The following is a 26138-nucleotide window of genomic DNA, read 5'->3' as shown; positions in this document are numbered from 1 at the left end:
CTCTATGCTTCTATTTTCTGTTGTGTAGTCATTTCGTCACGAAACGCTGTAAGTATTTCTGTCATTTCTGCTTCTGTTTCTGCCTGGTTTAATGCTTTGCGTGCTTTACCATTTCCTCTAACACCTTTTAAGTACCATGATGCATGTTTTCTCATTTCCATCACGCCTACTTTTTCACCTTTTAATTCTACTAAACGACGTAAATGTAATAAAGCGATTTCCACTTTTTCACTAATGTGTGGTTCTTCTATTAATTCACCCGTTTCGAGGTAGCGGACTGTACGGTAGATCATCCACGGATTGCCTAACGCTTCTCGACCGATCATTACAGCATCTACACCTGTTTCTTCTAACATTTTTTTAGCGAGTTCTGGGCTTGTTACATCTCCATTACCAATAACTGGTATTGAAACAGCTTCTTTTACTTGTCGGATAATGTCCCAATCCGCTTCACCTTCATACATTTGTACCCGAGTACGTCCATGAAGTGAGATTGCCGCTGCACCCGCTCTTTCTGCAGCTTTTGCATTTTCTACTGCATAGATATGATCTTCGTCCCAACCAATACGCATTTTACAAGTTACAGGTTTACTCACACGTTCTGTAACTGCTGATACCATTTCGTAAATTTTATTGGGATCAAGTAGCCAGCGTGCACCTGCTTCACATTTAATAATTTTAGAAACTGGACATCCCATATTAATATCAATAATATCAGCCGTTGTATTTTTATCAACGTATTCAGCAGCTTCTACTAATGTTTCTTTTTCACCACCAAATATTTGTAGGGATAGTGGGCGTTCATTTTCATCTATATATAACATTTTCATCGTCTTAGGATTGTTAAATAAAATCGCTTTATCACTAACCATTTCTGCACAGACAAGTCCGGCTCCAAATTCTTTAACCGTTAGACGAAATGCAGCGTTACACACTCCAGCCATTGGAGCCAGTACAACTCTATTTTCAATTTCGACATCTCCAATTTTCCACATACTATTTCCTCCAATATTTCATTCGCATCTATCTGGTTCATCGCACGAAGGTTTATAACGTACAACAGTATCATCTGTATTTACCAATTGACTTATCTTTTTTCCTGAGCGCGGCTCCACAACATCTGGTGCAATATCATTAAGAGGTATCATCACAAATGCACGTTCTGTCATACGAGGGTGGGGTACAACTAGTTGTGATGTCTCAATCACATCATCACCATAAAGTAAAATATCTATATCTATTGTGCGGGGGCCCCATCTTACATCGCGCACCCGATGCAACTCTGCCTCTACTGCCAAGCCTATCGCCAGTAAATCATGTGGTTTCAATGTCGTTTCAATACAAACACATACATTTAAAAAATCCGGTTGTTCCACATAGCCGACAGGTTTCGTTTCATATATTGGCGAAATTGAAATAACCTCGATTTCTTTGTATGCATTAAGATGCTCAATGGCAGCTCTTAACTGTTGTTCACGATCTCCGATATTCCCGCCAAGTCCAAGATACACCTCTACCATGCTATTTCACCCTTACAATCTCAATACCGACGCCTTGGTAATGCCCTGGAATCGGTGGATTCTTCTTTGTAATTCTAACTTTCGTTTCCATTACACGATTATAGTGTGAATTTATACACATTGCAATACGTTCAGCAAGATGTTCTAACAAATTTACAGCATTACCTTCCATAATTTTGCGAACATCTTCATAAACCTCACCATAATGAACAGTATCTTCTACTTGATCAGACTGCCCAGCTTGTTTAAGATCTACTTTCATCTCAATATCAACTGTAAATATTTGACCTATTTCGTTTTCTGCGGATAATGCACCATGATATGCGTAAAACTCTAAACCTTGTAAAAAAATTTTATCGTTCATTTTCGTAACCTCTCAACTGATCCATTGCTTTAGCAAGACGTGCATTCATCAATACATTATGCACACGTACGCCATGTACACCTTTCATGATGCCATACGCTGTTGTAGCCGCAGTTGCTTCATCTCGTTCATCGACTTGGTTATCTCCCCCAAGTATTTCTTTAATGAATCGCTTACGACTCGTAGCCAACAATACTTTAAATCCTGTCGCCACAAGTGCATCCAAATGTGCCATGACTTCTCGTTCTTCTTCACGTGTTTTTGCAAAACCAATGCCGGGATCTAACCATATTTTTTCTTTAGGGATACCTGCTAATATCGCTTTATTCGCTTGTTTTAATAATGTAACAAGCATTTCATCTATAACAGGTTCATCTCTTCGACCATCGCCATTATGCATTAATACAATACTCGCTTGGTGTGCCGCAACAACTTCAAACATTTGTGGGTCATACATTCCTGCCCATTGGTCATTAATAATTGTGGCACCCGCTTGCAATGCTTTTTCTGCAACTTCACTACGATATGTATCTACTGAAATATCTGCTTGAATACCTCGCAATGCCTCAACAACAGGTTGTACACGTTTTATTTCCTCTTCTATACTAATAGATTCAAATCCTGGACGAGTCGAAATACCCCCAACATCAATGATATGTGCACCATCACGTACCATTTGTTTCGCATGTGAAATAGCCTTGCCTACCTCATTATATTGACCACCATCTGAGAACGAATCGGGGGTCACATTAAGAATCCCCATAATTTGCGTTTGTTGCATTAGACTCTTCCTTTCATCATTTGATCTCCTATTATTCACAACGCCCTTATTATATCAAACTTTTAACTATGCACCTGTTCTGAAGACTTTAATCATATAACATTAAAAATCCACTAATGACAACAACATCGTCATTAGTGGATTGATACACATGCTACCCTTTATTCAAAATTATAAAGTGGTGTAGATAGGTAACGCTCTCCGTTACTTGGGAGTACCGTTACAACCGTCTTGCCTTTGCCTAATTCTTTCGCTTTTTGAATTGCCGCATAAATTGCAGCCCCAGAAGAAATACCGCCTAAAATACCTTCCTCTTTTGCAACACGACGTGATGTTTCCATTGCGACTTCATTGCCAACTTTGATGACTTCTTCATAAATATCTGTATTCAGTGTACCAGGTACAAACCCTGCACCTAAACCTTGTAATTTATGAGGCCCCGGATCCCCACCACTTAATACCGGTGAATCTTCCGGCTCAATAGCTACGATTTGGATATCTGGATATTTTTCCTTTAGCACTTTACCCACACCTGATAATGTGCCGCCTGTTCCAACACCTGCTAAAAATGCATCAATTGTTCGACCTTCAAATTGTTCAACAAGTTCTGGTCCTGTCGTTAATTCGTGGATACGTGGGTTAGCAAGGTTTTCAAATTGTTGCGGTTCAAAATAACCATATGTTTCCTTTAATTCTTTTGCTTTTCTAATGGCACCTTTCATTGCTTCTGATCCGGGTGTTAAAACAAGTTCCGCACCATATGCCTTTAATAAATTGCGTCGCTCCTGACTCATTGTTTCAGGCATTGTAAATACCGCTTTATATCCTTTTGCAGCACATACAAACGCCAAGCCGATACCTGTGTTACCGCTTGTTGGTTCAACGATTGTATCACCCGGTTTGATTTTACCTTCTTTTTCGGCTTGTTCAATCATCGCTAATGCAATACGATCTTTTACTGATCCAGCCGGGTTTTGATATTCTAATTTGACATAAATATCAGCTGCATCTTCATCAGCTTGATGACGTAACTTAACAACAGGCGTTTGACCAATAATCTCAGTAATATTTTCTACGGGTTTTCTTACCATAATCGACAACCTCACTTTTATTGTATTCTTCATTCAATACTTAGTTAATAAATCGGATATAAGTATTGTATCATTGTTCAGACAATTTAGAAACTATTATTATCTATTCTATCTCAATTTTCACATCTTATACGTATTATTTCATTGTACTCAATAAATCTTCGAGTTCTTCTTCTGTAAAATGATATTTCGTACGACAAAAATGACATTCCGCTTCTGCACCATGGTCTTCTCGAATCATACTTTCAATTTCTGCTTCACCTAAACCTTTAATTGCTGTCAAAAACTTATCGTGACCACAGTTACATTCAAACACAACAGGTAACGTCTCTAAAAACTCTACATTTTCTGCACCTAGAATTTCATTTAACATTTCTTCTGGTGTATAGCCTTTATCAATTAATTGTGATACAGGCGTCATCTCATTAATAGCCGTTTCTAATTTGGCAATGGTTTCTTCTTTAGCTTCCGGCATGACTTGAATAATAAAGCCACCTGCTGCTTTTATCGAATTATCTGGATTAACAAGCACACCTACACCTACTGATGACGGTACCTGTTCACTATTCGCAAAGTAATATGTAAAATCTTCGCCTAATTCTCCAGATACAATAGGACTATTCCCCGTGTAATACTCTCTCATACCTACATCTTTCACAACATTGATTGCACCATTGGTTCCCACTGCCCGACGTACATCTAACTTACCTTGTGCATTAAGTGGAAAATGCGTCTGTGGATTTGTCACATACCCTCTCACTTTCCCTTGCGCATTCGCATCTGCAACAACTTTACCAATAGGGCCGTCACCATTTATCGTTACAGTAAGTTTCTGTTCACCTTTTAACATAGCACCCATCATTACTGTTGCTGTCATCGTACGTCCAAGTGCTGCTGAAGCAGTAGGCCACGTATAGTGATCTGTTTGTGCTTCTTGTATAGCATCTGTTGTTTTCGCACTGTATGCACGTACTTCACCGCCAAATGCAAGTGCTTTCACAATATAATCTTGAGTCATCTGTCTAATCTCCTTTTTATGCAATACGCTCTATTTTTAGTATTATCGCATTTTTCTACGTTGCATTATCATAACCATCTATGCTCATAAGTACAACTGAAATGACTTACACATACCATTCAAATGCTTAATCACCTCCACACTTTCTTATCAGCACACGCCCTTTTTAGCACTAAGGTTTCAATCTACTGCCCACTTACATTACTCAAACCAATACTCGTATACCCTTCTAACATAAAAAGACCCCCTCACTGATTGTGAGAAGGTCTCATATATACTCTATTGACGTGGCGGCGTATAATGATCATCGCCCGGTTTGTCAATTTCTGGTTCTTGCTCATATGCTGTTGTGTCATCTGTTTCTTGACTTTCTTCACGATCAGATGTACCTTGGTTCGCACGGTTTGTCATCTCTTCTTGCTCGCGACGAATGTCATCATAAGACTTACCATACTTACCTTCACTAAATTCATCATCAGCAGAGCGTTCTACAACTTTTGCTTCATCATAATTCACTTCAGGAAGATGACCTTCATGGAATAATGTTTGAATTTGCTCTGCTACTAACGTTTCTTCTGTTAATAGTGTTTCAGCAATGAGACGCAATTGTGATTCATGTTCAAGTAAAATTTGTTTACAACGCTCATATTGTTCTTTAATAATACGTTGTACTTCTTTGTCAATTTCAAAAGCAATTTGCCCAGAATATTCTGGTTCTCCTGACATCTCTCTACCTAGAAAGACTTGCCCACCACCATGAGAAAATTGTAATGGTCCAAGTTTTTTACTCATACCATATTGAGTAACCATTTCGCGTGCAATTTGTGTTGCACGTTCAAAATCATTAGAAGCACCCGTTGATACCTCATCAAAAATGATATCTTCTGCTACACGTCCACCAAGCAGACCACAAATTTTGTCTAAAAGTTCTGGTTCTGTCATTAAGAAACGATCCTGCTTAGGTAACATCATGGCATAACCACCTGCTTGACCACGTGGTACAATAGTTACTTTATGCACGACTTCAGCTTCATCAAGTACCATACCGATCACTGTATGTCCTGCCTCATGATGTGCAACAATGTTACGCTCTTTTGTTGAAATAACACGAGATTTTTTAGCAGGTCCCGCAATCACGCGGTCTGTCGCTTCTTCAATATCTCGCATATCAATCTTCTTCTTGCCACTACGTGCTGCAACTAGCGACGCTTCATTTAATAAGTTTTCTAAATCTGCACCTGAAAAGCCTGGTGTTCTTTGTGCAATTGCTTTTAAATCTACCGTTTCATCTAATGGTTTATTTTTTGCATGTACATGTAAAATAGCTTCTCGCCCTTTTACATCTGGACGACCCACTTGAATTTGACGGTCAAAACGACCCGGGCGTAAAAGCGCTGGATCTAAAATATCTGGACGGTTTGTTGCTGCAATCATAATAATGTTCTCATTTTCACCAAATCCATCCATTTCGACAAGCAATTGGTTTAATGTTTGTTCACGTTCATCATGACCGCCACCAACACCTGCACCACGTTGACGACCTACTGCATCAATCTCATCGATAAAAATAATACACGGTGCATTCTTTTTCGCATTTTCAAACAAGTCACGTACACGGCTCGCTCCAACACCTACAAACATCTCTACAAAGTCCGAACCACTAATTGAGAAGAAAGGCACTCCTGCTTCGCCTGCAACGGCACGTGCTAGTAAAGTTTTACCTGTCCCTGGTGGTCCAACAAGTAAGACACCTTTAGGAATACGTGATCCCATTTGCTTAAATTTCTTATTATCTTTTAAGAAGTCTACAATTTCTACAAGTTCTTGCTTCTCTTCATCTGCTCCCGCTACATCTGAGAAACGTACACGACCTTTTTGACTATCGTACATTTTCGCTTTGGACTTCCCAAAGTTCATCATACGACCGCCACCGCCGCCACCTTGTGCTTGGCTCAAGAAGAAAATAAAGAGCAGTGCAATCACTAAAACAGGAATCAATGTTGAAATAATACTTACAAATACACTCTGTCCTTCTTCTTCTTTAACTGTAAACTCTAATCCTTTTTGATCTTTAGCTGTCTCTGTCACTTTATCAAGTTCTTTATCGTTATTAAAAAGTATTGTTGACGCGAAGTCATCATTGTTTTTAAGCTTACCGCTCACCTTATACACATTATTTTCAGGTTGAATCTCTAATGATTTGAGATCACCTTTTTCTAATTTTTGCATAAATTGATTATATGTAAGCTCTTTTGGGACATTACCATTACCATTTATCCATGAAAACAGTCCAAAAATGACGACGCCAATCAGTGCGATAAATAGCACATTACGAAAAGCTTTCTGCATGCGACGTTTCCTCCTACTCCAAATATAAAGCTAACAAAAATTTTACCACAATATAAACATAAGTGGCTAGTAATTGAGCTTTTTACACTACTGTTGAATGTCTTACTCATTTACTGTGCACATTCATAAATATTGTGGCTTCTTTACGATATACTAATGCGCATAAATTTCAGGTTTTAATGTACCAATGTATGGCAAGTTACGATACTTTTCTTGGTAGTCTAAACCGTAACCTACTACAAACTCATCTGGAATAACTTTCCCCACATATTTTGCTTCGATATCTGCTTTACGACGATTAGGCTTATCAAGCAATGTGACAATCTCTAATGAGTTCACACGGCGTGACTCCAATAACTCAGTAATCGACTTCAAGGTTGTTCCCGTTTCTAAAATATCTTCAATAATCAAAACGTCTTTATTTTCAATTGACGTACTAAGATCTTTCAAAATTTGAACTTCTCCTGTTGACTCCGTTCCTCCGTGATAGCTAGATACATCCATAAAATCAATGGATAAATGTGTATCTATATGTTTAATCAAATCTGTCATAAATAAAACAGAACCTTTTAAAATCCCTACACAAAACAAGTCTTTCCCTTTGTAGTCTTCTGTTAACACACGACCGAGTTCCACACAAATATCTTGAATATCTTGCTCCGTCAATAAAATTTCTTTCAAGTCATTTTTCATTTCTGTCATCTCCCAAGTATTGAATGTTGATTGTATATTTATTTGTATTGTATTGATAATATGTCCCTACCGCTAGAACTATACCCTCTTCTGATACAACAAGCGGTATACGATCACGTAAAAACTGCGGTACTTTACAGTCAATCATTAAACGCGTCACTTTTTTATGATGTCCATTATGGATTAAGATACGGTCACCTGATTGACGCGAGCGCATATAAAGTACACCATATGTATCTAATACATCTTGTGCAATTGTAACCTGATATGAACCAAACCGATATATTCCTGTCTCTGTGATAACCTGTGATTCTATAACACCATCATCCTCTGGTTGAGCTATGATTAATTTATCATACACAATTTGTACATGCCATTTGTTTGTACGCATGAGTGATGTTTGTACGACGGCTCCCTCTATTTTAAGGAACCAATCTTGATAGGCTTTATCACTCACAGATATATCTTTCTCAAAGTGGGAAAGTATTTGGTCCAAGACACTCATTTTAACATGCAGTGGCAATGGATTGAATGCTTTTCTCAAAATAATCCATCTATGTTTGTTTTGTCGTATCGCATGCTGTGTAATAAAATCTTGTGCTTGCTGCTTAAACAACATCATCGCCTCTGTATGAATATCCATTAACTTTAATAACTGTGTAGATTGTAGCTGTGTATTACGCTCAATTTCAGGCAATAATCTATTTCTGATATCATTGCGTACATAACTGTTAATCTGATTACTTGCGTCTTCATAATAAGGGACTTCGTATTGACCTTGATAGTCACGAATTTGAGATTTTGTTTGATCAAGTAATGGACGACCTAGCTGATAATCTGTACGTTGTTCACATAAACGCATACCCAGCATACTGCGACTCGTACGTCCTGTGAATACACGATAAAAGATGGTTTCCAATTGATCATCTAGGTGATGCGCTGTCAACAAATAATCAGCTCGTAAGTCATGCATCATATTATCAAACCATGCATATCTTAAATCACGCGCTTCCTGTTGAATGCTACGTCCCGCTTCAACAAGATCACTCAAATCTAGATAATGTATATGCAAGGGAATATTATGTTCACGACAATATGCCGTAATAAACCGCGCTTCCTCATCTGATTCCTTTCGTAAACCATGATGAACATGTAAACATGTGAGCGCGCGATATGTATGCGCATAATGCATATGTAGTTGATGTAACAAAACCATACTATCAATACCTGTTGATACGGCTAATACAAGATGATCTTGCGGCTTCCAAAATTGTTGCATCGCTTAACCCCCTCCATGCTCTCTGTTCATTCAAACGCGAAAAAAAGAGCTGAGATCCAAAGTTCCCTTCGTTTCTCAACCCCTACATTACGATGACTTATCGACGTGAACCGCGACCACCACGTCTCGATTCTGCTTGGCGTTTTACAGAATTCAATTTATCTTCACTATCTTTCAAGAAGTTAGATAATTTTTTTTCAAAGTCTTCTGGTTTTTGTGCCGGTCTTTGGCGACGTGGACGCTCTTTTGCCTTTTTAATCGATAAACTAATTTTACCATCGTCTGCAATAGATAGTACTTTTACCTCTACTTCGTCACCCATTGACAAATGGTCTTCAACATTCTCAACATAATTGTCGGCAACTTCACTGATATGCACAAGCCCACTTTTTCCTCCCGGTAACTCCACAAACGCACCAAACTTTTTGATACCAGTGACTTTACCTTTGACCTTACTTCCTACTTCGATTGACATTGTTTTACTGCATCCTCCCGATTATGTTCGATATTTAACTCTATTATACGTTTGTTTGACTATTTACACAATGACAAAACAACATTTAGCAATTTTCTTTACTTTTTAGTGCATGCGCCTAGGATACATACTGTATATTATAAAATATCATTGTTACTTAGGTTACAAACGTTTATCATTTCTATCGGTCTTTTATGTGCAAAAGTTTTACACCACAAATATATCTCAGCTATTCTTTCTTTTTATGATCTTCTTGTTCTTCCGGCAACTTAAAAATAATTTCACCATCATTGCTCAAATAGTACTCATCACGTGCAATCTTCTCAATGTACTCATCATCGTTTAAATTGTTAAGCTGTTCTTTTAATTCAATTTCTTCATCTTGTATTTTTTGATAAGTTTCTTCTTTGGCTTGCCGTTCCTGAGATGCTTCATAGTTACTACGGATTTGTAGGCCTACCATTATTAGTAAAACGATAATAATAGCAAGAAGGGTACCACCAAATACTGTAATACGCTTTTTAACAACTTGTTTGCGACGTTCATGTCTTTGGCGTTTTGCATTGGCTTCTGACGTATATTGATTGCCTATACCTTTAACTTTCTTACTCATGCAGCGTCACCTTTCCTTAATTCGCTTTACTAAATACGTGCTTCATTCATCAGTTCATACATTCCTTTAGCGTTTTCTTTCGTCGCATGCTCATTTAAAGCTGTTACTTTAACTGTCACAACTTTTTGACCAAACTGAATAATAAGTTCATCTCCAACTTTGATAGCGGTTCCAGCTTTAGCAACCTGACCATTTACTGATACTCGCCCTTGGTCACTTAACTCTTTTGCCAGTGTACGTCTTTTAATTAATCGAGAAACCTTTAAATACTTATCAAGTCTCATTCTGATAACCTCCTTGTATTAAATAATTTGTAAGCATTTCTTCTGTGAAGTCTTTATTTTTAACTTCATCATAAAGTTTTAAAAAATGACGTGCAAATACTTTTTCAAACTTAATACGTGGCTGTTTTCCTTCTGCTGCTTTTTGTTTGTTCCATATTGACATCACATCGTCTACACTATCCGCATAACCGTCTCCAAACACGTGCGGATGACGTTGAATCATCTTTTTCGTCATGCTTACAATGATTTCACGCGTGTCAATATATCCTTCTTTCCGACCAATATTTGCATGTAGTAACACTTGTAATAATACATCTCCAAGTTCTTCAATCATATGCCAGTCATCTTCATTGTCAATTGCCTCAAACAACTCAAATGTTTCTTCTAATAAATAACGTTTCAATGATTCGTGTGTCTGTACTTTATCCCACGGACATCCTGTCTCATCATCGACGAGCTGAGCGATCACTTGATCAGCAAAATCAAAGTCACCATATAACAGCTCTTCATGTGTCACTTTAGGAATAAACACACTCGTCAAGTTTGTAAAACTTGAATGATGATCTAACTCGTATAAGGGTACAGTTATCACTGATGCACCCGACTGATGTGCACCATCGACAATCATCACCTCAAAATCATCTGGATAGCGTTCCATCAAACTTAACTTTAACGCCCCAGCAACCATATCACTGTAAACTTGAGTGACAATCGTCGCTGTCCTCAAATTAAGCGCCGCCACATCCAATGCAGTGGCATCTAATAATGTGAATCCATCATTAGGATCTACATTCACCGCTGCAAAAATATCATCTATAAAGCTGCGCCCTCCTTTAATCTCAACCGTAACACCATAATCAGAGGCTCGTGTTAACAAATATTGTGTCGTCGTTTCTGCAACACGTGGATGCCCTGGAACCGCATAGATAACATCTTCACTTTGTGCTTTTTCTAACAATTGTGTCACAATAGCTTCATAAACTTCCTCAAACGTGTCTTTTGCTTCATATACGGTATCAAAAGATGTGATTTGAATAGAGTTAAGTTCTTGCACAACAGGATGATCTGCTGTGCGCACATAAAGGTGCTGTTGCTGTGTAATAAGACGATAAATACTCACCGGTAACTCGTCTAAACCATAGTTTCCCAGTCCAATAATTGTTAAGTGATGTGTCATCTTTTTCGTCCTCTCTGTAAACGATACATTCTATCTCCAAATGGTAGATAGCTCCACTCTTTTTCTTCCAGTATGCTAAGTTTAACGAGTATTACACCGATAGCCAGTAAACCCACTATCGCTGAGATAATCAACTCTACCAAGCCACCCAATCGAGATGTGGAATGTATGAGATAGTGACATAATTGTACACTAGCAGTCATCACCAATAAAGCGATAGATAGTTTGATATAAAACTGATTTAAGTGCTCTAACGTATAAAACCGTATCACACCTCGATATAATATGATGACAAACAATATCAATGACCCTACTGTTGCCAAACTCGCACCTAACATTTCAAATTGTACAATTAAAACCATATTCAAAACAAACTTACTCACTAATCCAATGATAAATGCTACTGCAATAAGACGAAATTGATGATGAACTTCTAACATTGCAATATACATCATGATAAGCGATACGCCAATAACAGTCAGCATATAAACAGTCAACGTCACTGTTAAAACATTACTTTCAAAAAATACCCGGTTCAATAACGGTAAAAGATTCATCAATCCTATACTGCTGGCACTACTGATAACAAGATTTATCTTGAGCGATACATTCGCATAATTATTCATCTCTTTTATAGCATCACGACGTTTAGTATCTGTTAATAACGGAATTAATACAAAACAAAATGTAGTCGTAACTATTAAACCCATCTGGATAAAAGATGCACCTCGGTCGTAAATTCCTTTTTGCACAATCGCTGCTTCAAATGCATAACCCACACCATGTTGTAAAGTATTGACAATAGTAAAGCTATCTATAACTTGCCATAAAATCACAATCAAGTGGCTCATCGCAAAAATAACAACTGCAATAAAAAATTGTCTCCATGCGATAGATTGAGACGGCGCTTGCCCTTCCAATAATGGTGATGATAACCGTTCACTTCTCCACCATAAAAAAAGCGTCGAAATCACAAAGCCTAACGTAGATGCCAAAATAGCCCATGTACCCGCTTGGTATATAGATATATCACGGTGTATAGCATAAGCAATAACAAATCCAATCATTGTAACACGAATACATTGTTCTAACACTTGTGAATACGCAGGGTATGTCATTTCATATTTTTCTTGAAAATAACCACGTAACAACCCAAGCGCCCCTATGAAGAGAAAACTCACACTCGCTGCACGTAACATGGGTGTCAATTGACTGTCTCCCATCCAACGTGCAATTTCTGTTGCACCCACAAAAAGCATGACACAACAGATACTTCCTATTATTTCCGTCACCATCCATAAACGTCTCATCAAAAACTTTGTCGCATGTTGTCCATCTAACATTTGTGTGAGTGCACTTGGAATTGCATTGCTCGATAGCACAACACCTAATGCAACAATTGGATAAACTTGTTGATATGCATAAAGTCCTGCATCACCTAATATATTTTGATAGGGTACACGATAAAGTGCACTTAAAATTTTCACCATAATAAGTGCAACAGTTAATACAACGACACCATTAAATGCCGTTTTCGTCTTCATCTTCTAACCTCTTACTTTCTGCCAGTGTTTTTGCTAAAAATTTCAGTGATTCAAGCCACTGCTTGCCTTTTGTCAACGTTACTTTCATACAACCCTCTTTTACACCGAGTGACATACTACGCCCAAGTGGTTCTGAGTTGCGGAAAAGCACCTCACCATCAATACGATTTGTCCCTGCTTGCGTTAATAAGATTTCAATGACTTTACCTGTATCTTTAACATGTTGTACACCAACTTGTAGTAAATACACCTTAATTTCAACAGAATCTAATAAATGCGCCACTTCCTGTGGATACTCATTAAAACGATCTAACAATTCGTCTTTGATATCCATAAGCTGCGTTAATGTCTCTGTTGCACGTAACTTTTTATAAATTTCAATTTTCGCTTGCTCATTTTGAATATATTCTGCTGGCAAATACGCATCTAAACGTAAATCCATCTCAAGTTCTGGCACAGGGGTTTCTGGTGTCATACCACGCTTTTCATTCACAGCTTCTTCTAACATCTGTGCATACAGATCATAACCTACAGAGTCAATAAAGCCATGTTGCTGCTTGCCTAACAAATTACCTGCACCTCGAATGTTCAAATCTCTCATCGCAATTTTAAAACCACTACCGAGTTCAGTAAATTCTTTAATTGCTTGTAAACGCTCTTCTGCCGTCTCGTTTAACACTTTGTTTTGAGGGTGTAAGAAATACGCATACCCGATTCGACTAGATCGTCCAACTCTTCCACGCAATTGATACAACTGGCTCAAACCAAAACGATCTGCATCTTCAATAATAAGTGTATTCGCATTCGGTACATCAACACCCGTTTCAATAATAGTAGTCGTTAACAAAATATCATATACACCATTAATAAAATCTAGCATTGTTTCCTCTAATTCACGTTCTGGCAACTGCCCATGTGCTACCCCAATTTCTGCTTCTGGCATTAACATGCGAAGTTGCTCACGCTTTTCATAAATCGACTGCACTTGATTGTAAAGGTAGAAGGCTTGACCTCCTCTTGATAATTCCCGTTCCAGAGCTTCTTTAATAAAATTTGTATTTTGCTCCAAAACATAGGTTTGAACAGGGAAACGGTTTTCTGGCGGTGTTTCAATAACAGATAAATCTCGCACACCTAACATACTCATGTGCAGCGTTCTTGGAATAGGTGTTGCAGTCAGCGTTAATACATCCACATTTGCTTTTAGTGCTTTAATCTTCTCTTTATGACGTACACCAAATCGCTGTTCTTCATCGACAACCAATAAGCCTAAATCTTTATATTCCACCGTTTTCCCCAATAGTTTGTGTGTACCTACAACAATATCAACGTATCCTGACTTTAAACCTTCTTTTGTTTCACGCACTTCTTTGGTTGTTCGAAAACGACTCATCAACTGAATTTCAACCGGAAAATCTCGCATACGCTCTAACAATGTCTCATAATGTTGTTGTGCCAATATGGTTGTTGGCACAAGAAATGCCACTTGTTTTCCTGACATGACTGCTTTAAATGCAGCACGTACTGCCACCTCTGTCTTACCATAGCCAACATCTCCACACAATAAGCGATCCATTGGACGTTCACTTTCCATATCTTCTTTAATTTCATGGATTGATTTTTCCTGGTCTTCTGTCAAATCATAAGGAAAATCCATTTCAAAAGCATGCTGTTCTTCTGTATCCGGCATAAACCGGTAGCCCACAGACTGTTCACGTTCTTTATAGAGTGCAATTAATTCGTCAGCAATATCTTCTACACTACTCTGAACTTTGGCTTTCGTTTTTTTCCATTCACTGCCACCCAGTTTATACAGTTTAGGTGTTTTATCTTCTGATCCAACATATTTTTGGACTTGATCCATTTGATCCACAGGTACAAAGAGTTGATCTGTCCCTTTATATTGGATTTTCATGTAGTCCCGATGAACGTCACCTACCTCTAATGTCTCAACACCTAAATAGCGCCCTACACCATGATGAACGTGTACAACGTAATCTCCAATATTCAATTCTTGATAAGACTTAATTTTTTCTGCATTACTTATTGTTTTACGACGTTTTTTAGACGTTTTCTTCTGTTGAGATTTAAAAAGTTCACGTTCTGTTACAACTACCAATGACATATACGGCAGTTCAAAACCTTCAGCAAGACTACCATTAACAATCGCTGCATGCCCTGGAGCCATCGCTTCAACACTTGGATTCAAAAGTGTGGGAACATGCATCTCACTCAACATCGATTGTATTCGAGATTTCTTTGTCTCTGTTTCTGCCATTACAACAACGTGATAGTCTTGTTTAATAAAGCGCTGAAACTCTGAAGTCATAATATCGTATTGACCATAATATTGTTGTACCGGCTTACACGAAAACTTTATAATCTCATCTAATTGCACAGGCATTGATGCTGTAAAAAGCGTAAAATACGTTACTTTTTGCGCTTCTATTAAACTTTGAAAGGCATCCTCACGCATAAAGTGTTGACCCATAAACCCTTTACCACTCTCAACAAGATTTTGCAAAAAGTCCGCAGATTCCATCGACAAAGTCTGCTCTGTTTCTCTCACACGGTTATATTCATCAACAAGTATTACTGCATTATCTTTAAAATAATCAATCAGCGTTTCAGGATGTTCATACATAAATGCAATTAATCGACGTAATACCTGTGGGTCAAAGCGTTCTTCATCTGTAATATGAAATGCATCATATGTGTCTTTAATATCCTGCCTTACCGCTTTATCTATTTTAGGTCGTGTCTTTTCGTATGCTGCTGTTAGATTTTGGGCTGTGTATTCCCTAACTGACTCTGTCATAATATAATCATGTGCTGTTGTGATCTCAGCAACTTCGATATTTTCTAATGAACGTTGTGTTTCAACATCAAATTGACGCATGGAATCAATCTCTGTATCAAACAACTCTATGCGAATAGGTTCGCCTAGCAGTGGATAAATATCAATAATCCCACCTCTTACTGAAAAATCACCTATATTTGAAACGACAGACTCACGACGATAGCCCATATTGACGAGTCGAGTTAAAAATGACTCAACATCTAAATCTTCTCCTACTTTAAGAACAGTCTGATGTGACTGCCAGAGTGCTTTAGGTGTTAGTAATTTTTTCAACCCATTAATCGGCACGATAAATAACCCTCGACGTTCATGAGCGAGTGCTGTTAATGTGCGCACACGTTCACTCATAAACTCAGGGCTTTGTGTAGAAAATTCTTCTGTCATCATATCTTGTACGGGATACTTATACAATTCATCATCTCGTATAAATTGTAGTAAATCGGCTTCCAGTTTATCGGCTTGGTACAAGTTATTAGTCACGAGTAAAACTTGACGATGATCTGACCTGTACAATTCTGAAATGATAGACGCTTTGGCTGATGATGTTAATCCTGTTACCAATAGATCTTGATGACCGACCTTATCTGTTAATACTTTAAATTGTGTGTCTTGATGAATCAGTTCATTAATTATCGATTTCATTTGACTGCTCCATTATAATGTGTCATCACATTTTCAAATGTTTCAGAACTCATAAACGCTTCCACTGCATCCGCTACATATTCAATTACCGGTTGCATCGTCTCCATCTCACCTTCTGAGAAGCGCTGCAACACATAATCAGGTACTGACATACCATTCGTCGGTCTATCGATACCTATACGGATACGTTTAAAGTCACTTGTTCCTAATGCTTTAATTATGGATTTCATACCATTATGCCCCCCTGCACTTCCCTTTTGTCTAAGGCGCACTTGTCCTTGTGCAAGATCTAAATCATCATAAAGCACGAGCAAATCTTCAATCTCGACATTATAATAATCCATCAATGGTCCAACCGCCTCACCCGACAGGTTCATCAATGTTAGCGGTTCTATAAACATCACTTTTTCATCACCTATACGCTCAATTGTATAAGCCCCTCTAAACTTTTGTTTATCTAATTTCATACGATGTTGCGCCAACAAATAATCTATAACTTCAAAGCCAATGTTGTGTCTTGTGCACTCATAGCGCTTACCAACATTGCCTAAACCTACAATACACTTCATAACATATTCCTCCATCTTTTTAGCTGTAAGATCGAAACTTGGGTTAATCTAAAATTTTATCTATGCTGAGCAAGTACAACACCATTCAAAAATCCTAACAAGAGATATCGTCTTCCAAGTAGCGCGCTATTACCAATGTACAATGATATAGGGGCACTATCTTTTCAAAGCAACCTAATATCTTAAACACGGTATTATTCATAATTTCATACAACAAAGACGACTCAATACAGAAACAGCTCAAGTTTAAAAAGCATGTTGAGTCTCTCATTTAGTCATCTATTATACTTATTTTATTTGACAATTTATAATGTAAAAAGTCTGAATCGTTTAAAACGACTACACTTTTGTATTCACATAAATAATCTAGTTTGAGAGAAACTAAAAAACGGATAGCCTACCATAGAAAAACCATCTATACTGGTTAGTACTCACTTTATTCCTTTTACATCTTTGTCTCTTTTCTAATTGCCTATCTATATTAACACAATCACACATTTTCTGCCTTTATTAGCTGCCATTGTTAACCTAAATTGGTCGAGCTGCTACCTCACGAATAAAAGCGATTCTATCTCCTAATCAAGAGCACTAAATTTAAGACTTGAATAGCATTGTCACGCTACCAGTCACAACACTCATAACAACTACTCAATCCAAATGAATCTAAGATCACAATTGAATATTGAACTTAATCCATTATCCTGTTAAATTGAAATAACAAAAGGGGGCTAACTATGACTCAATCGATATTACATGGCATTTTACTAGCATTAGGCCTTATCTTACCATTAGGGGCTCAAAATGTTTTTGTTTTTAATCAAGGGGCTAATCATAAATATTTTAAAAAGACACTTCCAGTTATTATTACAGCGGGTTTATGTGATACATTTTTGATATTAATTGCTGTACTCGGTGTTTCACTTATTTTAAATCAATATCCTACACTACAGTTGTTGATATACATTATTGGTTTTATCTTTCTATTATTCATGGCTTGGTCTCTATGGCAAGAAAAACCATCCGAAACAAGTGAACAAGCACCTATGTCTGCTCAAAAACAAATAAGCTTTGCAGTATCTGTATCACTATTAAACCCCCATGCTATCATCGATACTGTAGGTGTTATCGGAACAAGTGCAGCACTCTATACAGGTTTCGAAAAAATAGCCTTTACACTTGCGACTATCTCTATCTCATGGCTCTGGTTTATAGGCTTAGCAGTTGCAGGCAAACAAATGAGGAAAATAGATTCATCTGGTTCATTGATCTTAATAGTTAACAAAGTATCCAGTATTATTATTTTAATAGTAGCACTTCTTATTCTTAAAAATATTTTTGACATTTAAAAAAACGGACGATTTTCATCTTTATACATGAAAATCGTCCGTTTGATTAAGCTTACTCTTCTTCAGCTTCTTCTTTTTCTTCGCCTACAACTTCTGGCTCTTCAGGTGTTTCATTGCCTTCCATTGCTTCAATTTCTTCTTCTGTTGGTTCTTCTGTTGGTGCAACAACTGAAACAACTGCGTCTTCTGCATCATTTTCAATCGTATAATCACCTGTTACCTTAATATCTTGTACACTTAAAGTATCACCAACATTTAACTCACTGATGTCTACTTCGATGCTTTCAGGAATATTATCTGGTGTTGCAGTGATTTCTAAGTCAAACAATGGTTGTTCAACTACACCACCTTCAGCTGCACCAGGTGCTTCACCGATTAAATGAACAGGTACTTCTACCGTACGTTCTTCTTTCATGTTAATTGCTAAGAAGTCAATATGTGTAATTTGGTTTTTAAGAGGGTCAAATTGGTAGTCAGATACCATTACTTTGATTTCTTTTGAACCTACACCTAATAAAATAACACCGTTACGACCTACTTCACGAATCACTTTAATGAATTCCACTTCATCTACTTTAACTGATACGTTTTTTGTACCGTAACCATATACAACTGCAGGTACTTTACCTGCTTCTCGGATTTTACGCAAATCTCCACGTGTTTGCTTACCTTGACGAATAATAGACTTTAATGAAGTCATATTCTATTCCACCTTTCTTCTGCACGCCTCTCGTGCTGCATTTGCCCATCAGCATACGCTGCTTGCAAATGTGTATTTGTTCATATTGACACGAACAGAAATATTCTACACAAAATCTAACAATAAGTCAACTTATTAATCAAACAATACGCTAACAGATTCACACTCATAAACACGTACAATAGCTTGTGCCAATAATTCTGCTACTGATAACTCTTTAATATTATTAGGCTTTTGCTCTTCTTTAAGTTGGATCGAATTAGTTACAATTAATTCTTTAATCGCTGAATTTTCGATGCGTTCTTTCGCCGGTCCAGATAGTACAGGGTGTGTACAACATGCATACACATCTGTTGCACCTTTATCTTTTAACGCTTGTGCTGCCAATGTGATTGTTCCTGCAGTATCAATAATATCATCAATAATAATAGCTGTACGTCCCTCAATTTGTCCCACAATATTCATCACTTCTGCTACATTAGGTTTTGGACGACGTTTATCAATAATTGCAATCGGTGTTTTTAAAATATCAGCAAGTTTACGCGCACGGGTTACGCCTCCATGATCTGGTGATACAACAACACATTTTTCTGGATCAATCTCTTTATTATTTAAAAAGTAATCAGCTAAAATAGGTACACCCATCAAATGATCAATTGGAATATCGAAGAAACCTTGAATTTGTGGTGCATGCAGATCCAATGCAATCATACGATCTGCGCCAGCTGTTTCAAATAAATCTGCTACAAGCTTAGCCGTAATCGGCTCACGACTACGCGCTTTGCGGTCTTGTCTTGCATAGCCATAATAAGGTACAACAATTGATATACTTTTCGCTGATGCACGCTTACACGCATCAATCATAATTAATAACTCCATTAAATGTACATTGACTGGGTTTGAAGTAGGCTGAATAATAAAAACATCGCAACCACGAATACTTTCTTCAATATTGATTTGGATTTCGCCGTCACTAAAGCGTTTAACTGTACATTTACCCAGCTCTACCCCTACATGATCTGCAACTTCCTTTGCAAGTGGTTCATTACCTTTCAACGAGAAAATCTTCAGAGACGAATTTTTATATTCGGTGTTTAACATTGTGAATCCTCCATTATTTGTTTTGCTCACTAGTTTATTAAAATTATTCATTTTGCTTTTTACCGGTTGTACTAATTATCTATATCTCTTGCTAAATAACCGACTTTAGTGGTTTGTCTCGTGCGTGCTAACGCTAAACTTTCTGCTGGTACATCATCTGTAATCGTCGATCCTGCAGCGACAAGTGTACCATCACCAATTGAAACAGGTGCAACTAAATTCGCATTGCAACCAATAAATACATCTTTACCAATCTTTGTTTTAAATTTGTTGATACCATCATAATTCACAGTAATCGCGCCACAACCAATATTTGTACGGGCACCTACTTCTGCATCTCCAATATAACTTAAATGCGAAACTTTTGCACCATCATCTAAGCATGCTTTTTTCACTTCAACAAAGTTACCAATTTTTGTTTCTTGTCCTAATTGAGCGCCGGGGCGCAATTGTGCAAATGGTCCAACTGTTGATCGCGAACCTACAATAGCATCCGTAATAACGGATTGCTTGATGACAGCACCACTATGTATTTGACTATCTCGAATTTCCGAATATTGTCCAATGCGTACATCACTGCCAATACGACTATTGCCCATGATTTTGACACCCGGCTCAATAACTGTATCTTCACCAATCACTACATCGGAGCCAATATACGTGGTTGTAGAATCAATGATCGTCACACCATTACGCATATGCTTCTCATTGACGCGAACACGGTGCGCTTGCTCTGCACGGCTTAATGCAATCCGATCATTAACTCCCATAATCTCATCAAAATCTTCTGTATGATATACACCTATATGCCCTTGTTGCTGTAAAATCAATGTCAGCACTTGCGGAAGGTAATATTCACCTTGTGCATTGTTATTATCAACTTGATGTAATAGCTCAAATAATATTGCATTATCAAAAGCAAAAACACCTGAACTAATCTCATGAATGGCTTTCTGTGCTTCAGTGGCATCCTTCTCTTCCACGATTTCAACTAATGCACCTTGCGCATCTCTTACAATACGTCCGTATCCATATGGGTTAGTAGCTGTCGCCGATAATACCGTCGCCTGAGCTCCAGTTTCTTCGTGATACGTCATTAACTTTGACAGCGTCTCAGCAGTAATCAAAGGTGTGTCGCCACAAACGACTAATGTTGTGCCCTGCGCTCCTGCCAAATGCTCTGCTGCTTGCTTCACTGCATGTGCTGTCCCCAGTTGTTCAGTTTGAAAACTGTATCGTGATGTACTACCTAAAGTTTCTTTAACTTGTTCTGCGCCGTGTCCAACGATTGTCACAATATCAGTCACACCTGATTGGGAAACTTGATCAATAACATGTACAATCATTGGTTTTCCTGCAACTTCATGAAGCACTTTATACTTCTTTGACTTCATCCGTGTTCCTTTTCCAGCCGCTAAAACAATTGCATGTTTCTGCATGGTAATGAACCTCCAATATGTTTTGCACTTCTATATAATTATAATTTAAGCATGTCTATACTTTCAAGAAGTAAAAGAACATCAACTTATCAAATTGTGAACATTTTAACAGCTATTCATTATAAAAGAGACTAAGTTTCAACTATTATAGTCTGAAACTTAGTCTCTTTTATCACGAACAATATGTACACGACATATTACTTTTATTATTATTCAATATCTTACGCTTCTTCTGATGATGCGTCTGCATCGTCATTTGAAACTTGAAGTACTTCTTCTGTTTCATCATAGACTTTCATTACAGCGTCTTGAATTGCTTGTCTCATATCTGAATTGATCGGATGTGCAATATCACGGAATTCTCCATCTGATGTACGCTTACTTGGCATTGCTACAAATAGACCTGAGTTTCCTTCGATTACACGTAAGTCATGAATCACAAAGGCATTTTCAAGTGTAATAGATACCAATGCTTTCATTCTACCATCCGTTTGAATTTTTCTAAGTCTTACATCTGTCACTTTCATAAGTGCTACCCCCATAGTTTTGTTAATTATTTTTATTTTGAAAATGTGTACTGCAAATCAGTTATACATTTTTAACTTCTGCAATAACTTCCATTTCAATCTTAACGTCTTTTGGTAAACGCGCAACTTCAACAGCGCTTCTTGCTGGTTTATGCGCATCAAAGTATGAACCATATACTTCATTTACCTTTTGAAAATTTTCCATATCTGATAAGAAAATTAAAGCTTTGACAACATGATCTAAATCTGAGCCCGCTTCTTCTAAGACAACTTTCAAGTTTTCAATCACTTGTTTAGTCTGTTCCTGAATGCAATCACTCACGATCTCTCCCTCTGTATTTAAAGGGATTTGACCTGAAGTATAGACCAAGCCATTGACAATCGCAGCATGTGAATAGGGTCCAACTGCTGCTGGTGCCTTTTGTGTGTTAATTAGTTTCATATTGTTGACCGCTCCTTTTTAAATTTAGAATTTAGACAAACTATTGCCTGCCTCTACTTTGAAATCTTGATTATATTCATCAACATCAGATAAACGGACTAAAGAAGTGTAATCTTCCACCAGTCGCTGCTTTACCTCTTTAGATTCCACAAGTACTGATACCCCTTTTACGTGTGCTTTAAACTCTGACATCAAATTCATAACACCATTGATTGAACCACCTGCACGCATAAAATCATCTATCACTAAGACATTTGAATGTTCTTTAAGTGTACGTTTCGATAAAACCATTGTTTCGATCTTACGAGATGAACCGGATACATAATTAATAGACACGGTAGATCCTTCTGTCACTTTGTTGTCTTTACGTATGACAACCACAGGGAGATTCAAAATACTTGCAACTGCATTAGCAAGAGAAATACCTTTTGTCGCTATCGTCACAATGGCATCTAATTCCTCCTGCATATAAATTGTTGCAATAAGTCGGCCCACTTTTTTTAACAGGGTAGGGTTTCCCATTAAATCAGACAAAAAGAGGTATCCTCCAGGTAAAAGGCGATCTTTTTCTTGCAAAAGCGTTGTCACTTCCTGTATGACCTCTTCTGCTTCATCACGTTGCATCTGAGGACGATAGCGTACACCACCACTTGCACCCGTAACAGTTTCAATCGTACCAAGACCTTCTTTAATAACAGTGTCTTTAATAATTTGGACATCTTCACTAATAGATGACTTTGCTTGTTGAAACTTCTCTACAAAATATGTTAACGGTACAAGTTGATTAGGGTTACTAATTAAATATTGAGTCATATAAACAATTCGTTCACTTCTTTTATAACGCACCTTGTTCTTTCATCCTTTCTCTATATGTTAGCCAAGTGTTCTGACAAGGTAAACATCATTGCAACAACCGCTAACAGCATTATATATATGACGTGCTTGACGTTCGCGTTGCGCAAAACCGTAAACTGTTGGTCCACTTCCACTCATCAATGCGCCATCTGCACCACTATTAAGCATATTTGCTTTAATTTTCTTTATTTCTGGCTGTAAATGCATCGAAACAGGTTCAAGGCGATTAGATAAGCTACGACATACCCCATCATAGTCCTCACATTCGATAGCCTCCAAACAAGATTGTGTATGCACCTTGTATGGTTTGGTTAAATCAAGACCGCCATAAACTTCAGGCGTTGACAAACCGGTCTGAGGCTTGGCAACAATCACCCATGCAGATGGTGGACGTTTTAATAACTCAATCTCTTCTCCACGGCCTCTACATAGCGCTGTTGTTCCATAAATACAAAACGGGACGTCCGAACCGATTTCTGCTGATAGTGTGCTTAAATCATCAAGAGATAGACCTAAATCAAATAGACGGTTCAGCCCACGAAATGTAGCAGCGGCATCACTAGAACCTCCAGCTAATCCAGCAGAAACTGGGATGTTTTTATCTAATGTAATAGTGACACCTTGTTTAATACCATATGTTTCTTTCATAAGCAGTGCGGCACGATATGCTAAATTGCGCTCATCAGATGGGATAAACGTCTCATCTACATTTAAAATAATTTTATGATCACGACGTTTTTGAAAAGACAATCGATCATTTAAATCAATAGTCGTCATAATCATTTCAACTTCATGATAACCATCATCTCTTTTAAATAAAGTGTCTAACGTTAAGTTAATCTTAGCTGGCGCTGTTTCATAAATCATCACAGTTTTCCTCTTTCAAGTTAGTATTATAGTGATTTTACCATAATTACTTTAATAACTCGAAAAGATTTTTCAGGAATCCAGAAAGTGTGCGCTCAAAGTTTTATAAAATATTACATGACTCTTATATTCGTATGATAACGTCATTTAATACGGAAAACAACCAGCAACTCTAAAGTTCTTTTAATATTTCACAAAAGTTTATTAAACATTACATAATTGAATATTAAAGCAACTCTATTTGTATTTATTATTCTTTAATATATGGAAACAAAAAAGCCATCCAATCTCAGAGATTGAATAGCTCAATTATGTACAATATCAACTTGTGTATAACAAGATTTATCTTGCGTTAACTTCTTGATATGTATCATCTTCAACAAATGATACATGTACATTTTGTGTTAACACATCGGCGTATGTATACGATACGCGTTCAAAATTATGTTTGTTTGGGTCTAATTCAACAATAAACACAGAAGGATATGTCTCTGCTAATACACCACAACGTTCAATTGTTTTTTTACGTCCCCCGTTAGCTTTCAGTACAATACGATTCCCTAATTGACAATCAAGTCGATTTTTGATGTCTCCAATAGATTTTGGCATATTGCTCCACCTCGCTATAAGTGTATTATAACACGAAATAGCGAGTTTAGTCAATCAAAAATTATAATTTTAACAAGGTATTATCTTAAAGTCAATCCATTTACAAAGTCAAATTCGGGAAATTTTTCAACTCGTCATACAATCGTGCATATTCTTGTATTGACAATGTTTCACCGCGTCTTGTTGGCTCTATACCTGCTTGCTCCAACCATGCTGCAATATCAGCTTTATACACTTTGCCTTCTACAAATACATTTTGGTAGTTGTTATAGATTGTTTTGCGTCTCTGTCCAAATGCTCCCTTCGTCATTTTGAAAAAGCGTTCTGTATTATCAATATTTACAAGTGGCATATCACGCTTCATGAGCTTTACAACAATAGAATCAACATGAGGTGGTGGCATAAATACAGTCTTAGGTACGGTCATAACTGTTGACGTTTCTGTATAGTATTGTGTCACAATAGAGAGTGAACCGTATGCTTTTGTTCCAACAGATGCATTCAAACGTTCTCCAACTTCTTTTTGCATCATAACCACATAGCCATCAATTTTTAAATCTTGCTCCAGTAGTGTTAATAAGATAGGCGTCGTGATATAGTATGGCAAATTGGCAACAACCATAACTTTATCACAATCACTGAGGTGTGCTTTGATTTCTTTTGCAACATCGGCTTTCAAGATATCTTCATTCACTACTGTTACATTATGATATGGAGATAGCGTATCTTCAAGTACAGGTATCAAACGTTGGTCTATTTCAAATGCAAGTACATGTTTAGCACGCTTTGCCAATTGTTGTGTTAAAGACCCCATTCCGGGACCAATCTCAATCACCCCGGTATTTTCGTCAATTCCTGATGCATCGATAATTTTATGAATAATATTGACATCGATCAAAAAATTTTGACCTAGACTCTTTTTAAAGCTAAAACCATATTGATTGAGCAACGCTTTTGTCCTTGATGGGGTTGCAATATCTTTATCGTACATAC

26 protein-coding genes are annotated in these 26138 nt (G+C 37.4%); 1 reads left to right on the top strand and 25 read right to left on the bottom strand.

Annotated elements, in window-relative coordinates:
• Positions 1-2 precede the first annotated feature (2 nt).
• The 16 genes from dusB to pth form a co-directional block, all read right to left on the bottom strand.
• A complete protein-coding gene (gene dusB, locus FGL66_RS00625; protein WP_180809708.1) occupies positions 3-995 on the bottom strand; it encodes a tRNA dihydrouridine synthase DusB in 993 nt (330 codons plus the stop codon).
• Between the two features lie 18 nt (positions 996-1013).
• Entirely contained in the window at positions 1014-1520 is a 507-nt protein-coding gene (gene folK / locus FGL66_RS00620; RefSeq protein WP_180809707.1) for a 2-amino-4-hydroxy-6-hydroxymethyldihydropteridine diphosphokinase, read from the bottom strand.
• 1 nt (position 1521) lies between these two features.
• Positions 1522-1884 (bottom strand): dihydroneopterin aldolase, encoded by a 363-nt coding sequence (gene folB / locus FGL66_RS00615; protein ID WP_180809706.1) that lies wholly within the window; start codon positions 1882-1884, stop codon positions 1522-1524.
• Positions 1874-2665: a dihydropteroate synthase gene (gene folP / locus FGL66_RS00610; protein WP_180809705.1), complete on the bottom strand. Its 792-nt coding sequence runs from the start codon at positions 2663-2665 to the stop codon at positions 1874-1876. Before folP ends, folB begins: the two co-directional genes overlap by 11 nt.
• A 161-nt stretch (positions 2666-2826) precedes the next feature.
• Complete coding sequence (gene cysK / locus FGL66_RS00605) at positions 2827-3756, bottom strand: cysteine synthase A (protein WP_180809704.1); 930 nt, start codon at positions 3754-3756, stop codon at positions 2827-2829.
• 136 nt (positions 3757-3892) lie between these two features.
• A complete protein-coding gene (hslO, locus tag FGL66_RS00600) occupies positions 3893-4774 on the bottom strand; it encodes an Hsp33 family molecular chaperone HslO (RefSeq protein WP_180809703.1) in 882 nt (293 codons plus the stop codon).
• A gap of 279 nt (positions 4775-5053) precedes the next feature.
• Positions 5054-7123: an ATP-dependent zinc metalloprotease FtsH gene (gene ftsH / locus FGL66_RS00595; protein WP_180809702.1), complete on the bottom strand. Its 2070-nt coding sequence runs from the start codon at positions 7121-7123 to the stop codon at positions 5054-5056.
• Positions 7124-7276: 153 nt separating this feature from the next.
• Positions 7277-7816, bottom strand: a complete 540-nt coding sequence (hpt, locus tag FGL66_RS00590; protein ID WP_180809701.1) for a hypoxanthine phosphoribosyltransferase — start codon at positions 7814-7816, stop codon at positions 7277-7279.
• A complete protein-coding gene (gene tilS / locus FGL66_RS00585) occupies positions 7806-9095 on the bottom strand; it encodes a tRNA lysidine(34) synthetase TilS (RefSeq protein WP_180809700.1) in 1290 nt (429 codons plus the stop codon). Before tilS ends, hpt begins: the two co-directional genes overlap by 11 nt.
• Positions 9096-9192: 97 nt before the next feature.
• The gene (locus FGL66_RS00580; RefSeq protein ID WP_180809699.1) at positions 9193-9570 is read right to left on the bottom strand and encodes a S1 domain-containing RNA-binding protein; all 378 of its coding nucleotides are present in this window, start codon (positions 9568-9570) and stop codon (positions 9193-9195) included.
• 229 nt (positions 9571-9799) lie between these two features.
• Positions 9800-10183, bottom strand: coding sequence for an FtsB family cell division protein (locus tag FGL66_RS00575; RefSeq protein ID WP_180809698.1), 384 nt, complete (start codon positions 10181-10183; stop codon positions 9800-9802).
• 29 nt (positions 10184-10212) lie between these two features.
• Positions 10213-10467: an RNA-binding S4 domain-containing protein gene (locus FGL66_RS00570; protein ID WP_180809697.1), complete on the bottom strand. Its 255-nt coding sequence runs from the start codon at positions 10465-10467 to the stop codon at positions 10213-10215.
• Positions 10457-11644 (bottom strand): MazG nucleotide pyrophosphohydrolase domain-containing protein, encoded by a 1188-nt coding sequence (locus FGL66_RS00565; RefSeq protein ID WP_180809696.1) that lies wholly within the window; start codon positions 11642-11644, stop codon positions 10457-10459. Before FGL66_RS00565 ends, FGL66_RS00570 begins: the two co-directional genes overlap by 11 nt.
• Positions 11641-13188, bottom strand: a complete 1548-nt coding sequence (locus tag FGL66_RS00560; protein ID WP_180809695.1) for a polysaccharide biosynthesis protein — start codon at positions 13186-13188, stop codon at positions 11641-11643. Before FGL66_RS00560 ends, FGL66_RS00565 begins: the two co-directional genes overlap by 4 nt.
• A complete protein-coding gene (gene mfd, locus FGL66_RS00555; protein ID WP_180809694.1) occupies positions 13166-16690 on the bottom strand; it encodes a transcription-repair coupling factor in 3525 nt (1174 codons plus the stop codon). The genes FGL66_RS00560 and mfd overlap by 23 nt, the downstream gene beginning before the upstream one ends.
• The gene (gene pth / locus FGL66_RS00550) at positions 16687-17259 is read right to left on the bottom strand and encodes an aminoacyl-tRNA hydrolase (RefSeq protein WP_180809693.1); all 573 of its coding nucleotides are present in this window, start codon (positions 17257-17259) and stop codon (positions 16687-16689) included. Before pth ends, mfd begins: the two co-directional genes overlap by 4 nt.
• 734 nt (positions 17260-17993) lie before the next feature.
• On the opposite strand from pth, the gene FGL66_RS00545 reads away from it, so the two are divergent.
• Complete coding sequence (locus FGL66_RS00545; protein WP_180809692.1) at positions 17994-18605, top strand: LysE/ArgO family amino acid transporter; 612 nt, start codon at positions 17994-17996, stop codon at positions 18603-18605.
• A gap of 52 nt (positions 18606-18657) precedes the next feature.
• Here the strand turns inward: FGL66_RS00545 and FGL66_RS00540 are convergent, their stop codons facing one another.
• The 9 genes from FGL66_RS00540 to rsmA form a co-directional block, all read right to left on the bottom strand.
• Positions 18658-19305 (bottom strand): 50S ribosomal protein L25/general stress protein Ctc, encoded by a 648-nt coding sequence (locus FGL66_RS00540; protein ID WP_180809691.1) that lies wholly within the window; start codon positions 19303-19305, stop codon positions 18658-18660.
• 135 nt (positions 19306-19440) lie between these two features.
• Positions 19441-20406, bottom strand: coding sequence for a ribose-phosphate diphosphokinase (locus FGL66_RS00535; protein WP_180809690.1), 966 nt, complete (start codon positions 20404-20406; stop codon positions 19441-19443).
• Between the two features lie 71 nt (positions 20407-20477).
• The gene (gene glmU, locus FGL66_RS00530) at positions 20478-21845 is read right to left on the bottom strand and encodes a bifunctional UDP-N-acetylglucosamine diphosphorylase/glucosamine-1-phosphate N-acetyltransferase GlmU (RefSeq protein ID WP_180809689.1); all 1368 of its coding nucleotides are present in this window, start codon (positions 21843-21845) and stop codon (positions 20478-20480) included.
• A gap of 221 nt (positions 21846-22066) precedes the next feature.
• Positions 22067-22372, bottom strand: a complete 306-nt coding sequence (gene spoVG, locus FGL66_RS00525) for a septation regulator SpoVG (RefSeq protein WP_180809688.1) — start codon at positions 22370-22372, stop codon at positions 22067-22069.
• Between the two features lie 61 nt (positions 22373-22433).
• Positions 22434-22814 (bottom strand): RidA family protein, encoded by a 381-nt coding sequence (locus FGL66_RS00520; protein WP_180809687.1) that lies wholly within the window; start codon positions 22812-22814, stop codon positions 22434-22436.
• A gap of 24 nt (positions 22815-22838) precedes the next feature.
• The gene (gene purR / locus FGL66_RS00515; RefSeq protein ID WP_180809686.1) at positions 22839-23660 is read right to left on the bottom strand and encodes a pur operon repressor; all 822 of its coding nucleotides are present in this window, start codon (positions 23658-23660) and stop codon (positions 22839-22841) included.
• 27 nt (positions 23661-23687) lie between these two features.
• The gene (ispE, locus tag FGL66_RS00510; protein ID WP_180809685.1) at positions 23688-24536 is read right to left on the bottom strand and encodes a 4-(cytidine 5'-diphospho)-2-C-methyl-D-erythritol kinase; all 849 of its coding nucleotides are present in this window, start codon (positions 24534-24536) and stop codon (positions 23688-23690) included.
• 342 nt (positions 24537-24878) lie between these two features.
• On the bottom strand, positions 24879-25145 hold the full coding sequence (locus FGL66_RS00505; RefSeq protein ID WP_180809684.1) for a Veg family protein: 267 nt from the start codon (positions 25143-25145) through the stop codon (positions 24879-24881).
• 100 nt (positions 25146-25245) lie between these two features.
• Positions 25246-26136 carry a 16S rRNA (adenine(1518)-N(6)/adenine(1519)-N(6))-dimethyltransferase RsmA gene (gene rsmA / locus FGL66_RS00500; RefSeq protein ID WP_180809683.1) on the bottom strand — a complete coding sequence of 297 codons (891 nt, stop codon included), beginning with the start codon at positions 26134-26136 and terminating at the stop codon, positions 25246-25248.
• Positions 26137-26138 lie beyond the last annotated feature (2 nt).

The organism is Staphylococcus sp. 17KM0847, assembly GCF_013463155.1.
In the GTDB taxonomy this organism is placed as follows: domain Bacteria; phylum Bacillota; class Bacilli; order Staphylococcales; family Staphylococcaceae; genus Staphylococcus.
Note: the sequence above shows the minus strand (reverse complement) of the source record. Positions and strands in the feature narration are given on the sequence as shown.

What these genes read in the sequence shown, in the direction of transcription:
- dusB (WP_180809708.1), bottom strand. Translation starts at nt 995, where the DNA reads ATGTGGAAAATTGGAGATGTCGAAATTGAAAATAGAGTTGTACTGGCT.
- folK (WP_180809707.1), bottom strand. Translation starts at nt 1,520, where the DNA reads ATGGTAGAGGTGTATCTTGGACTTGGCGGGAATATCGGAGATCGTGAA.
- folB (WP_180809706.1), bottom strand. Translation starts at nt 1,884, where the DNA reads ATGAACGATAAAATTTTTTTACAAGGTTTAGAGTTTTACGCATATCAT.
- folP (WP_180809705.1), bottom strand. Translation starts at nt 2,665, where the DNA reads ATGCAACAAACGCAAATTATGGGGATTCTTAATGTGACCCCCGATTCG.
- cysK (WP_180809704.1), bottom strand. Translation starts at nt 3,756, where the DNA reads ATGGTAAGAAAACCCGTAGAAAATATTACTGAGATTATTGGTCAAACG.
- hslO (WP_180809703.1), bottom strand. Translation starts at nt 4,774, where the DNA reads ATGACTCAAGATTATATTGTGAAAGCACTTGCATTTGGCGGTGAAGTA.
- ftsH (WP_180809702.1), bottom strand. Translation starts at nt 7,123, where the DNA reads ATGCAGAAAGCTTTTCGTAATGTGCTATTTATCGCACTGATTGGCGTC.
- hpt (WP_180809701.1), bottom strand. Translation starts at nt 7,816, where the DNA reads ATGAAAAATGACTTGAAAGAAATTTTATTGACGGAGCAAGATATTCAA.
- tilS (WP_180809700.1), bottom strand. Translation starts at nt 9,095, where the DNA reads ATGCAACAATTTTGGAAGCCGCAAGATCATCTTGTATTAGCCGTATCA.
- FGL66_RS00580 (WP_180809699.1), bottom strand. Translation starts at nt 9,570, where the DNA reads ATGTCAATCGAAGTAGGAAGTAAGGTCAAAGGTAAAGTCACTGGTATC.
- FGL66_RS00575 (WP_180809698.1), bottom strand. Translation starts at nt 10,183, where the DNA reads ATGAGTAAGAAAGTTAAAGGTATAGGCAATCAATATACGTCAGAAGCC.
- FGL66_RS00570 (WP_180809697.1), bottom strand. Translation starts at nt 10,467, where the DNA reads ATGAGACTTGATAAGTATTTAAAGGTTTCTCGATTAATTAAAAGACGT.
- FGL66_RS00565 (WP_180809696.1), bottom strand. Translation starts at nt 11,644, where the DNA reads ATGACACATCACTTAACAATTATTGGACTGGGAAACTATGGTTTAGAC.
- FGL66_RS00560 (WP_180809695.1), bottom strand. Translation starts at nt 13,188, where the DNA reads ATGAAGACGAAAACGGCATTTAATGGTGTCGTTGTATTAACTGTTGCA.
- mfd (WP_180809694.1), bottom strand. Translation starts at nt 16,690, where the DNA reads ATGAAATCGATAATTAATGAACTGATTCATCAAGACACACAATTTAAA.
- pth (WP_180809693.1), bottom strand. Translation starts at nt 17,259, where the DNA reads ATGAAGTGTATTGTAGGTTTAGGCAATGTTGGTAAGCGCTATGAGTGC.
- FGL66_RS00545 (WP_180809692.1), top strand. Translation starts at nt 17,994, where the DNA reads ATGACTCAATCGATATTACATGGCATTTTACTAGCATTAGGCCTTATC.
- FGL66_RS00540 (WP_180809691.1), bottom strand. Translation starts at nt 19,305, where the DNA reads ATGACTTCATTAAAGTCTATTATTCGTCAAGGTAAGCAAACACGTGGA.
- FGL66_RS00535 (WP_180809690.1), bottom strand. Translation starts at nt 20,406, where the DNA reads ATGTTAAACACCGAATATAAAAATTCGTCTCTGAAGATTTTCTCGTTG.
- glmU (WP_180809689.1), bottom strand. Translation starts at nt 21,845, where the DNA reads ATGCAGAAACATGCAATTGTTTTAGCGGCTGGAAAAGGAACACGGATG.
- spoVG (WP_180809688.1), bottom strand. Translation starts at nt 22,372, where the DNA reads ATGAAAGTGACAGATGTAAGACTTAGAAAAATTCAAACGGATGGTAGA.
- FGL66_RS00520 (WP_180809687.1), bottom strand. Translation starts at nt 22,814, where the DNA reads ATGAAACTAATTAACACACAAAAGGCACCAGCAGCAGTTGGACCCTAT.
- ispE (WP_180809685.1), bottom strand. Translation starts at nt 24,536, where the DNA reads ATGATTTATGAAACAGCGCCAGCTAAGATTAACTTAACGTTAGACACT.
- FGL66_RS00505 (WP_180809684.1), bottom strand. Translation starts at nt 25,145, where the DNA reads ATGCCAAAATCTATTGGAGACATCAAAAATCGACTTGATTGTCAATTA.
- rsmA (WP_180809683.1), bottom strand. Translation starts at nt 26,136, where the DNA reads ATGTACGATAAAGATATTGCAACCCCATCAAGGACAAAAGCGTTGCTC.